Source organism: Rhizobium sp. SJZ105, assembly GCF_007828365.1.
Classification (GTDB): domain Bacteria; phylum Pseudomonadota; class Alphaproteobacteria; order Rhizobiales; family Rhizobiaceae; genus Agrobacterium; species Agrobacterium tumefaciens.
In genome coordinates this window covers 193,036-204,991 of sequence record NZ_VIUP01000009.1, presented here as the reverse complement: position 1 = coordinate 204,991, position 11,956 = coordinate 193,036, and the positions used below count along the sequence as shown (strand labels likewise).

8 protein-coding genes are annotated in these 11,956 nt (G+C 56.7%); 3 read left to right on the top strand and 5 right to left on the bottom strand.

Annotated elements, in window-relative coordinates:
* On the top strand, positions 1 to 465 hold a 465-nt coding region (locus FB593_RS27595; protein WP_186447953.1), incomplete at its 5' end, for a hypothetical protein.
* A 199-nt stretch (positions 466 to 664) separates the two neighbouring features.
* Here the strand turns inward: FB593_RS27595 and FB593_RS22130 are convergent.
* Positions 665 to 1,594, bottom strand: a complete 930-nt coding sequence (locus FB593_RS22130; RefSeq protein WP_145166981.1) for a LysR family transcriptional regulator — start codon at positions 1,592 to 1,594, stop codon at positions 665 to 667.
* A 160-nt stretch (positions 1,595 to 1,754) separates the two neighbouring features.
* Between FB593_RS22130 and FB593_RS22125 the strand changes: the two genes are divergently transcribed.
* The gene (locus FB593_RS22125; protein ID WP_145166980.1) at positions 1,755 to 3,443 is read left to right on the top strand and encodes a GMC family oxidoreductase; all 1,689 of its coding nucleotides are present in this window, start codon (positions 1,755 to 1,757) and stop codon (positions 3,441 to 3,443) included.
* Between the two features lie 26 nt (positions 3,444 to 3,469).
* On the top strand, positions 3,470 to 5,983 hold the full coding sequence (locus tag FB593_RS22120; RefSeq protein ID WP_145166979.1) for a CoA transferase: 2,514 nt from the start codon (positions 3,470 to 3,472) through the stop codon (positions 5,981 to 5,983).
* A gap of 640 nt (positions 5,984 to 6,623) precedes the next feature.
* Here FB593_RS22120 and repC read toward each other — a convergent pair.
* The 4 genes from repC to FB593_RS22100 form a co-directional block, all read right to left on the bottom strand.
* Complete coding sequence (gene repC / locus FB593_RS22115) at positions 6,624 to 7,838, bottom strand: plasmid replication protein RepC (protein WP_145166978.1); 1,215 nt, start codon at positions 7,836 to 7,838, stop codon at positions 6,624 to 6,626.
* Between the two features lie 202 nt (positions 7,839 to 8,040).
* Entirely contained in the window at positions 8,041 to 9,066 is a 1,026-nt protein-coding gene (gene repB / locus FB593_RS22110) for a plasmid partitioning protein RepB (RefSeq protein ID WP_145166977.1), read from the bottom strand.
* Positions 9,063 to 10,346: a plasmid partitioning protein RepA gene (repA, locus tag FB593_RS22105; protein ID WP_003518687.1), complete on the bottom strand. Its 1,284-nt coding sequence runs from the start codon at positions 10,344 to 10,346 to the stop codon at positions 9,063 to 9,065. The genes repB and repA overlap by 4 nt, the downstream gene beginning before the upstream one ends.
* Before the next feature lie 419 nt (positions 10,347 to 10,765).
* On the bottom strand, positions 10,766 to 11,833 hold the full coding sequence (locus FB593_RS22100; RefSeq protein ID WP_111803220.1) for a LacI family DNA-binding transcriptional regulator: 1,068 nt from the start codon (positions 11,831 to 11,833) through the stop codon (positions 10,766 to 10,768).
* Positions 11,834 to 11,956: the final 123 nt, after the last annotated feature.

The following is an 11,956-nucleotide window of genomic DNA, read 5'->3' as shown; positions in this document are numbered from 1 at the left end:
TCGGACGGGACGCATGCGTTGAAAATCGTGTTCGCGGGCATCGGTGAAATTGACTTCATTTGTGCTCCAAGTCTGACCAACGATCCAACATCCCGTGTCGCAGTACGTGGAATCCAAGTTGACCTTGAGACCCCGGGCGAAATCATCGCGAAGAAGGTTCACTATCGAGGATCCTCTCTTCAGCCACGTGACATGTTCGATATCGCGTGCATCGCCAAGGCATGCGGCGATGGATACGTTCTCGAAGCTCTCTTGCCATTCAAAAAGAGGGCCGCCGCTGCATTGGCAGTCGCCGAGAGAATGGATGCAGTCCTCGCTAGCACAGTTATGGGGAAGCTTCAGTATAGAGAAGGATATGCGGATATTTCGAAAACTGCTCAAGCGACGACAATCTCGCTTTTGAAAGCGGTGTGCGATCACAAGCCATCGGTATCCGCAGCGCCTTCCTCTACATCTCCGCGCTGATTTCTACGCAACTTGGCGACCTTAGCTATACCGCCGTTCGGTCGATCATTCTTTCGGTGCGCATCATTCCGATTAGCCAGCAAAACCAAGTTAGGGCGGCGCCAGCGAGTGTGAGTGAATTGCGTCGCAAATGCTTAGCCAATCCACGACGCGTGGACGACGGTTCGAATCCGTTCAAGAGCTTCACCGCTAAGTCGGTTTACTGAACCCAAACTCGTTTGACTGCGTCAAATGCAGCGACGATCGACGGATCGCTGACACGCGCTTCCAGGCAGAGGAAACTTAAGGTCGTCGAGAGCTTCACATTATCAGCGATGACCAGTCCATGAGACTGCTGTTCATGCAGGGCAATCGATTCCCGGCAAAGGCTCAGCCCTATCCCCGTGCGTGTCATGGCAATCATTGACGCTTCCTGGTCCACCTGGGCGACAATCTGTTGGCGAACGCCAAGATTGGTGAACAGCCGTGCCAGCATCCGGTTATGGACCGATGCGGGTGGCGTGCCGATCCAGGGGAGGGAGGCAAGCTGTAACCAGTTGGCCCCTCGAACAAAGCTGGCGAGCGATGGCGGAGCGACAACGCAATAGGTCAATTGCGCAAGTGCGCGAGAGTGGAAAAGCGACGCGGTACTCCCTCCAGTAACATCGGTCGGCGGGTCATAGTCCCTTGGATCACCAAGATAAAAACCGGCGTCGAGTTCGTTTCGCTTCAGCCTCTCCGGCACATCGCCGCTCATGCCATGACGCAGCGTTGTCTCGATACCTCGCCCGTTTTCGATAAGTGCTTTCAGAAACGCCCCTAATCGTGTGAACTCCGGATCGATGATCGTACCGATCCGCAATTTTCCCCGGACGCCGGTCGATAAACGCCCGGCTGTCTGGCCAAAGTCCGTCAGCGCCGCCAGCACTTGCTCGGCCTTTGCCGCCAACAGTGCACCTTCCTGTGTCAACTCCAAACCTGTCGAGGTCCGCCGGAACAGGGTTAGCCCGGTGTCAGCGGCCAAGCGTTTCAACTGAAGCGTCACCGCAGGCTGCGTGACGTGCAGGTGCTCGGCGGCGCGGGTGACGTTCCCTTCTCGCCCCACGGTAACAAACGCTCGCAATGTTCTCAGATCGATACCTTCCAGCATATTAATTTCACTTATAATGCTTGGTTGAATTTGTCATTGGATTTCACGATCGAATGTTGGCTATGCCTGCATATAAAGCAGGGAGGAAGCATGGCATGCCACTGCAAAGTGTCCAGTCTTATAATTGTGTGGTGTTCCATCGCGATTGGAGGGTAACCCAATGAGGAATGGTGGTTCCGGCAATATCCACGACGTTTTTGACTACATTATCGTCGGTGGTGGCTCTGCAGGCTGCCTGCTTGCCAATCGCCTCAGTCGTGACCCGTCAAAACGTGTCCTGTTGCTGGAAGCCGGCCGCAAGGACGACTACCCATGGATACATATCCCGGTCGGGTATCTTTATTGTATCGGCAACCCACGCACAGACTGGCTGTACAAAACCGAGCCGGACGCCGGACTGAACGGTCGTTCGCTACGCTATCCTCGCGGTAAGACGCTTGGTGGCTGCTCGTCGATCAACGGCATGATCTATATGCGTGGTCAGGCACGCGATTTTGACGGGTGGGCAACGGCAACCGGCGACGATGCCTGGTCCTGGCAAAATTGCCTGCCCGATTTCAAGGCGCATGAGGACCACTACCGGCTGGACCATGGCGCAGACCCGAAGACTGGTGGCAACAGCAGGTTTTCCGACATGCATGGCCATGGCGGCGAATGGCGCATCGAGAAGCAGCGGCTGAAATGGGATATCCTAGAATCCTTTGCAGAAGCCGCGGTGGAAGCGGGCATTCCGCGTTCGGACGATTTCAACAGTGGCGACAATGAAGGCGTCGGCTATTTCGAGGTGAACCAGCGCTCGGGCTGGCGCTGGAACACGTCCAAGGCTTTCCTGCGCCCAGCGAAAAACCGCGCAAACCTGACGATTTGGACGCAATCTCATGTCGAGCGTTTGATCCTTGCGAACGAGGCATCTGGTCGCAAGCGGTGCATCGGTGTTATTGTTGAGCGTCAAGGGCAGCGCGCGGAGGTTGGGGCGCGGGGAGAAGTCATTCTGTCGGCCGGCGCCATCGGCTCACCACAAATCCTGCAATTATCAGGCATCGGTCCAGCGGGATTGCTGAAGCGTTTCGGTATTGAGGTAAAGCACAACCTGCCAGGTGTCGGAGAAAATCTTCAGGACCATCTGCAGATCCGTGCCGTCTTCAAGGTCGGTAATACGAAAACGCTGAATACGCTCGCCAACAGCGTCTTTGGTAAAGCGATGATAGGGCTCGAATATGCGTTGAAACGCAGTGGTCCGATGAGCATGTCGCCCTCGCAGCTGGGCGCCTTCACCCGTTCGGACGAACGCCAGGCACACGCCAATCTGGAGTATCACGTCCAGCCCCTCAGCCTCGACGCCTTTGGCGAACCGTTGCACACTATCCCCGCTTTCACAGCCAGCGTTTGCAACCTCAATCCATCGAGCGTGGGCAGTGTTCATATTCGCTCCAATAAGGCGTCGGACGCGCCCGCGATTGCGCCGAACTATCTCAGCACGGACGAAGACCGCAGGATTGCTGCGGAAAGTCTGCGGCAAGTGCGCAAAATCGTGTCGCAGCCAGCATTGGCGAAATATAGGCCGGAGGAGTGGAAACCGGGCCCGCAGTTCCAAAGCGATGAGGAGCTGGCGCGGCTTGCGGGCGATATTGCCAATACCATCTTCCATCCGGTCGGTACGACGAAGATGGGCGGGGATGACGATCCTATGGCGGTTGTCGATAGTCGCCTCAACGTTCGCGGAATCGCGGGACTGCGGGTCGTCGATGCGGGCATCATGCCGAAGATCACCAGTGGTAACACCAATGCGCCGACGCTGATGATCGCCGAAAAGGCAGCCGGCTGGATTGTTGCTGACGCACACGCATAGAAAACTATTGGGGGAGGTTAAAAGAGATGACATTCATCGCACGTTCCACGCTTCCGCTCTCCGGCGTTCGAGTGGTTGATTTCGGGCAATATATTGCCGGCCCGGCAGTAGCCATGATCCTCGGCGATCTGGGTGCTACCGTCGTGCATATCGATCCCCCCAGCGGGCCGCTCTGGGACAATCCCGCCAACGCCATCCTCAACCGCAACAAGCTGATCGTCGCACTCGACCTCAAAACGGAGAAGGGTTTGCTTGAGGCGAAAGCGCTGGTGGCCGAGGCTGATATTGTGATCGAGAACTTCCGCCCTGGTGTGCTTGCCCGGCTCGGGATCGATTTTTCGACTTTGCGTAAATCGCGGCCTGAGCTGATCACCCTGTCTATCCCAGGTTTCGCCTCCGACGATGAACTCCGCCGGGACTGGCGAGCCTTCGAGACAGTGATCGCAGCCTCGTCGGGCGTCTTTACGGATATGGGCTTAAACCGCGTTCTTATGGGTATCAACCCGTCTTTCTCGCCGCTCCCGCTCTCTTCCGCATATGGTACGATGCTTGCGGCCTCCGCGACGGTGTTGGCGCTTCAGGCGCGTGAGCGCACCGGCCAAGGCGATCATATTGAGGTGCCGCTGGCAAGCGCCGTCATGGAGGGCCTGTCCTACAATTCTATCCTGATTGACGACTATCCGTTGCGTTATAAAACCCAGCGCGAGCGGGAAATCGAGCGTCGGCGCGGCGAGGTCCTGCAAATGGACATGTCTTTTGACGACCTCCAGGAGTTTCTCGATCCCTTCTATCGCAGCTATAGGTGCGCCGACGGGCGAATGTTCTACGTGGTCTGCCCCAGCCACAAGAACCATGCCAAACGCTGCCTGCAAGCGCTTGGCATTTACGACGAGCTCGTTGCTGAAGGACTGCGCGAGGAGGAAGACACCTATCTTCCAGTTTCGCAGTGGTCTTCGGACGTTTCGCTCGGTGTCTATCCGCTCCCAAAATTCTGGGCTGACAAAATCGCGGCTCGCATGAAGGATGTTTTCCTGACCAAAACGGCTTCCGAATGGGAACGTGTCTTCGGAGAAGGGCTGTTTCCGGGTGCGCCGCAACGCTGGCTGAAGGAATGGATCGCCGACGATCATGCCAAGGCTGCCGGCCTCATGATCGAAGTGGACGATCCGATCTTCGGCCGCATGACCCAGCCGGGGCCTATGGCCTGGCTGCAGGAGAGCGCCGAATCTATGTTAACGCCAAGCCCGAGACGTTGGGGAACGGCCAAGGAGGCGCTAGCACTGCTCGCCGGCATGGAGCACCCTTCCTTGCCGGTTGTAGCGAATGAGGCCCCCGGCGGCTGGCTGGACGGCGTCAAGGTTCTCGATCTGTGCAATGTGATCGCCGGTCCGCATTCGGTCGCCTATCTTGCCCGCTTCGGTGCGGAGGTCATCAAGATCGATCCGGCCAAGCCGCTCTATGACTGCTGGAACACCGTGATCTTCGGCATGTCCCACATGCGCGGGAAACAGTCCGTGCTGCTGAACATTGGTTCGCCCGATGGCCGCATCGTGTTCGAAGAACTGGTGCGCTCAGTCGATGTCGTTGTCTGGAACGCCACTGACCGTCAGGTCAAGGCGATGGGGCTCGATGCCGAAAGCCTGAAAGCGCTCAACCCCCAAGCGATCTTCTGCCAGCTCGATTGCTTCGGCGGCGCGCGCACCGGTCCGCGTACCGACTATCTCGGCTATGACGACCTCGTGCAGTCGGCAACCGGCATCATGTTACGTTTCGGCGGCTCCATGGACACGCCGGAGGAACACGCCCATGTCGGTACCATTGACGTCATGTGCGGTTTCGGCGCTGCGCTCGGCATTGCAGCGGCTTTGTATCAGAAATCCAGAACCGGGGTCATCGGCCGTCCGCGGACCTCGCTGTCAGCGCTTACCGGTCTCGCCCAGATACCCTTCTGCTATGACTATGCCAACCGAGGTCCCTTCGATGAGCCTTCCGGTCGCGAGACCAAGGGATATAACGCCCTGTCACAGCTCTACGAAACGGCGTCGGGGGACCATATTCTCCTCTGTGCTTCGGAAGTTGATTTGCCACGCTTCGGCAGGGCGGAGGGGCTTGAGGCAATTGTCGAGATGGCCGCATCCGATCGCGAGGCCTATCTGGCGAAAGCCTTCATGACGGCACCTGCTGAAACCTGGCAACAGTGCCTGCAAAAAGCCGATATCGGCGTATCTCTCTGCGAGAAACTCGAGGAGATCTGCAGCCGCAGCGCCCGCATTGCCGACGGCACGCCGGGGATTGACCGGGGCAGTTATTCATTCTCGGTTTTTCCAGACCATCCGAGCGGGCACACCGTCACTCAGCTCGACCCCTTCGCCATCCGTCCGGCAGTCGGCAAGGTGACGGCTATAACGCCAGCGGAGAAGTACGGCGCCTCCACACGCGCCGTTCTCCGCGACCTGAACTACACCGATAACGAGATCGATCGGTTGATTGCATCCGGCACGATCAGCGAGAGTTGGAGCGCAGAGTATCTGCCGAGTTAGCAGGACACGGCAGCATCGTGTTCTGAGGAGGATACCGAAGCCGCTCACGGCCCGTCCAAGTGCGCGATGGCATTAACGGGTTAGATATTCACATGGCACCTTGGGAGGAAGTGCCATGAAAGAACTTTTTGCCTCGACATGACTTATACAAGCACTTTCGAGGCTGCCGGGGTGAAAGTGATCAATCCCTAGTCCAGATAACCACAATCGTCATCAGGGTGCCGTATGATCATACCGCACTGTGATCTGCTTATCGTAGTGTGACCTGGAATAGCTTCGCTCATCCTTGTCCACGGGAATAGGGAGATCGAAATACCAACAGTCGCTTTATTTGACCGTCACAGTCACGAACTACCCTTCCAAACGGAAGTCCGCCGCAAATTAGGCAACAACGTCGGCCGCATCAGCTCCGTGAACAACGTCCGGTAGCTGATGTCAGTCTCTCTCGGCCTTTTAACCTGGCTGCAATCCAACAAGAGTTCAGCTGTCGTTGGATCGCAAACATTGAGGCGGAAGGAACTGATATGGAAGGCCGGAAAATGAAGGGAAAGCCCCCAAACCTGGATGTGGATTCCTCAAATGCTCCAGTCTCCAGATGGAAACACCGGCGCAACGGGAACCCTCATCCATTACGTCAACGTCACCCCGCTGCCTTCACCGAATGACCGGCCGCCCGCAATAGCGCCATCAGCACCGGCCCCAGCGAAAACTCACCTCGCTTGGCCCGATTGGTTAGGTCTCTGAGATACCCGCCGGCCGAGTTGATGTGGCCGCCACGCTCGAGAATGCAGGCGATCGTCACTGCCGCGTTCTCCGGACCCATCACCTCACAGGCCTCCTGATATGCGGACGGGCTCACCCCGAGCATCGATCTGACCACCACGGCGGCCGTCATGAGATCGCGCCAGTTTCTGATCTGGCCTTCAGGCCCGTAGTTTAAAATCTCGGGGCAGGCGCGCAAGACGAGACCAATCGGAAAAGCCTTAATCGGCACATGTTCGGCCTGCTTATTCTGGCTCGGCTTCGCCTCCTGCTCTTTTTCAGAGCTAGGTTCAAGTTCATTAAGGAGGTTGGTATTTGAATTATGTATGTGACGCTCATTTTGAGCATCATTGGTGGTCATTTCTGAAGAAAAATCATCGGAATTCAACTGGTTGATGATGTTCTGCCGCAAATTATCCATCTCGATGCCCAAATCTCTCAGTTCGTCGAGCGTCGGGTTTCGAGGAATTCGCCTGACAGCGGCCAGATATTGTTCTTCCAGCTCGTCCCAATCGCCTGCAGCTCCCTCTTCGACGGCCGCCGTAATCAGCTTGCGGATATCCCGCCGGCAGATCGTTAGGTTCTCCTTTGCCCTGCGGAACGCGATCCGATCGGCAGCCACCTGCTGGGCAAGGCATGCAAGTTCCTCGGCGCGCATCAGAAGCGGCGATATGTCAAAACCGAAGGCGTGCTCGATCGAGCCTTCACCATCCTTTCGGGCGTAGCGTTTGCCATTTGCACTATCCTTGCGGATGATCAGCCCTGCATCGACAAGCAGGGCAAGATGACGCCGCAGGGTAGCGCCCGCAATGCCATGCGCACGAATTGACAGCTGGATGTTCGACGGGAAAACGATAAGCTGTGCGTCCTGGCGCAGCTCATTTTCAGGATAGAAACTCAGAAGCGCATCGAGCACCGCAAGGCTGCGATCCTGCAGACCAAGCACCTCTCGCGCCTCTGATGCGTCGCGGAAGACTTTCCATTTGTCTGCCGACTTGCCTTCCTTGATCCTGGTCGTGGCAATCTGCTGCTTCACAAGCGCAAGCGTTACCGACCGCCGCCCAAACGGCGTCGTCACTTGTCCACCTTCCATGTCCCTCGCCTCTTCAAAAAGGCAAAAGATTTACGCTCACCAAAACGGTGCCAAAGACTCTTGACTAGGATTCATGGAAATGCGATTCTCTAGCTCTCACACGACGAGAAGGGCTTCCATGACGGCAACGTTTCGGGGGCCTTTTTCTTTTGCGCGTTTTCCTTACTTAAAATGGTTCCGAAGTCTGTTTCTCGGCTTCAGTTCAAATCTTTGATCTTTCGCGCGTGAACCGCTCAGCCAGTGATGGCAGCTGCGCTTCGATGAAACGCAGGAATTCTGCTCCGGCCGGTGTATCCGCCGAAATACGGATATCCTTGTTCGTGCGCGAAAAGCTGCCAAGTGGTTCGCCTGCGGCGCCGGCAATCATCTTGCCGGCCTTCGACGGTGCGGCAGGTTTCAGGGCGTTAAAGGCGGCCAGAAACTTTTGATCGGATCCAAGCCGGCTTTGCGTAGCGGCCGAAAGCACCCTGCGCACTTCATCATGCAGGTCAGGCTGTTCGGAGAACGCCTTTGCAAACTCCACCCACCTTGGACGACCGACCTTGGCTGCCCGACCAATTGTCTCGACGATATCGAGCGGAATTGCGCGATAAACCGCTCGCATTCGTGCAAGCTCGGGATCGTCGATAGACAATGCAGCCTTGATATCACGAGGCTTCACATCGGCATCATCCATACGGCGGGCAAACAGGGTGCGCTCGATCCAGGTCAGATCCTGGCGATCGGCATTTTCAATACCCTGCGCAATGACAAGCTCGACGTCGGAAATCTCGACTTCGATCGCCTTGACCGGAATTCCAAGATCGCGCGCTGCCTGGAGCCGTCGATGGCCGTAGATCACCTGATAGCGATCGGGCGATGCTGGTGACTTGCGGACCTGGATCGGGACCTTTTGCCCCTCGGACTTTATCGAGTTCCTGAAAGACTCGAAATCCGACGCATCGTCATCTGGAAGACGATCGGGAAAGGGAGAGGGATCGACCTTTGACGGGTCGAGCTCTCTGATGGCACCACCACCCGATTCAATAAGCGCCTTGAGGCGATCGCGTTCCGATTTGATGTCGTCGATCGCCCTGTGCGCCGCACCGATCACGCCGGCACCGACACGTGCAGTTGGTGCAGGTTGCTGCGGGGAGGCAGGAGCATCGGTCGCCAGCCGGTTTTCAAGTTCCGCCGACAGCAGGCCAAAATTTGCAACGATGGATTTACGCGATGACTTGTTGGTCATGTGCGTCCCCAGCTGGTGTTGATGAGTTTCACGACCGCTTCGTTGACGGCATCAACCGCCTCGCGTGCGCGTTTATGCGTGTCACGGCCGATCTGGCCCATTTCGAGTTCGTAAATCGAGCGCTTTGCAAGTCCTGCTGCCTCGACAGCAGTGCTTTCAATCAGCGTCGGAAGAAGCACATCCGTTCCGAAGAGATGGCGCATCAGCGCAACGACCTGAGACTGTGGTGCGTCGTTGGGATCATGGCGGGTAATGAGATAGCGGATGAAATCCTGATCAAGCTGTGCTCCGCTCTCATTGAGCACGCTTATCAGATCTCCCATCATAAGGAGAAACTGGCTCATGGATGCGACATCGAGCATCGCCGGGTGTACAGTGATAATCATGCTGGTCGCAGCATAAATCGCACTCAGCGTCAGAAACCCGAGAGACGGCGGAGTATCGAGAATGACGACGTCGTAGTCCTGATCAACCTCGGCAAGAGCAAGCTTCAACCGTTCGAAGAAGATCGCTCCCGAGCCCGATTTCTGCGCCAGAACCCGCGGCGTTTCATGCTCATATTCCATCACTTCGAGGTTGCCGGGTATCAGATCAATCCCGTCGAAATAGGTCTTGCGGATGATATCGCGGATTGGCCGGCGCTCGGCGTCGTCGTAGCGAAGAGCAGCGTAGATCGTTTCGTTGGCACCAACGTCAAACTCAGGTTGCGCGCCGAACAGTGCAGAAAGTGATGCCTGCGGATCGAGATCAAGAGCAAGTACGCGGTAGCCCTGCAGCGCGAGATAATGCGCAAGATGGACGCAGGTCGTGGTCTTGGCACTGCCGCCCTTGAAGTTGGCGATCGCAACGACCTGGAGATGCTCGCCCTCGCGTCGGCGAGGAGAAAATCTCAGCGCTTCAGAAGGCTTCTGGGCGGCAAATAGCTCGCGCAATTCATTGATCTGAGCAAGCGTATAGACACGATGGTTATTTTCCAGCCGGCCAGGGATCGGTCCACGGCCTTCGCTCGACATGAGTTTCAGCGTAGAATCGGGTATTGAGGTCAGCTTGGAGACTTCGTTGGTGAGGAACGGTCGCAGGCTTTTCTCCGACTTCGGAGGATACATGCGGGTGCGAAGGTCCTGCAACTGCTGAGACAGAAGACCCGCATGGCGCATGATCTTGGCGCCCGCGTCTTCCTTCTGACCGCTCGTCATTTCTGCGTGTTTTGCTATCGCCATATTTTCCTCTTGGCGGGCATTCGCCGGTTTGCCGACCATCGTCCGCCAAAGGTACAACATGATTCTGTTTCGCCGTCCAGTTATTTACGGTTAACCGGATATTGACGTCCGTGGTTGACAGGGGAATAGAGGCGGCCATTTTATAAATTATAATCAGATACTTATAGAATATTTCGGACATCCTGACCCTGCGGGGCGACTGCATTTTTGCTCGGCAATCAAGGTCATCAGCGTCGGTCGAAACGAGATTTTCACTGCAAAAAATCTACCCCATGGCGAATCGAACGACATTCGATCTCAAGAGGCAACCACTCGGCCATACTAAAAGGGCCGGCTGCGAGCCGATCTATCGGATTTTGTCTGACCGACGACCAGCGCCGTTTTTACGTTGGCGATAATAGTGACAGCGGATCGATCGGCGAGGGGCCGTCACAAAACGACGGAGGGCTCAAAGCAGCTTTTCAACACCGTCTACCGAGTCAAAGTGCTTCCCGCATGGAGGCACGTTCAACGATTTCGGTTTTCAGAACGACCTTGCGGACCGTCTGACCTTTGCCATTTAGCCGGTCGACCAGCAACCTGGCCGCCGTCGCACCGAGATCGTAGACGGGTTGGCGCACGACGGTCACGGGAGGCGTTGTTACAGACGTCCAATCCGCATCATGGAACGATACCAGCGACAGGTCATCCGGGATGCTAAGCCCCAGTTGACGGTGAACCTTGAACACCTCCAGGCCGATTATACTGTCCGATGCAATGATTGCCGTCGGACGCTGCGCCGACTGGAGCATTTCGGTAACGATGCGATGCGTCTCTTGCTGCGTGACGGCACCGACCTGTACCCAGCTTTCCATGTTGGTCAGACCAGCCTCACAGCACGCACCAAGATACCCTTCGATGCGTCGCCTGACCGAACCGGTACTGATGTCGTCTGCACTGCGGAACCGATGATCCGGCGTGTCGCAGGCGGTTAAATAGGCGATGCGGCGGTGGCCGAGCGCAATCAGCCGGCGTGTAATATTCTCGGCGGCATGCCGGTCGTCGGCAATAACGGTGTCGACATCGAGCGTGTCGCTTCCACGATCGAGCAACGCGAGCGGCAGCCCCGAGCGAATAACCTCATGCAGATGCTCGACATCGTTTTCCTTGGCCGGCGAGACGATGAGACCGTCGACACGCTTGGCAAGCAGAGTGCGGATGGCCGCTCTTTCCGCAACGACGTCTTCACCCGAGTTAATGAGGATGACGGTGAAGCCTGCCTGCCGGGCAATATCCGTGATGCCTCGCACGGCGAGGCTGAAAAAGGGGTTTTCAATATCTCCCACCACGACGCCGATGGTGCCTGAACGACCTGTCGTCATGCTGCGAGCAAGCTCATTGGGGCGATAATCGAGGGACTGAGCCGCTGCCAGGACCGCCTCTCTCACCCGGTCGCTGACGGTTCCGTAGCCACCCAGTACGCGTGCAGCCGTTGCCTTTGAGACGCCGGCTTGGCGTGCGACGTCAGCGACTGTCACGGAAGGAGTTTTAGGTGGGATCTTGTCCATAAGCGGTAGCCTTACAAGAGAACTTGACGACTGGCAAATGCGAAGATAACAATTGCCAATATCCAAAGAGACCGGTCTCTTTCTAGTTGAGACCGGTCTCAAATATAAAAAGACTTCCGACAT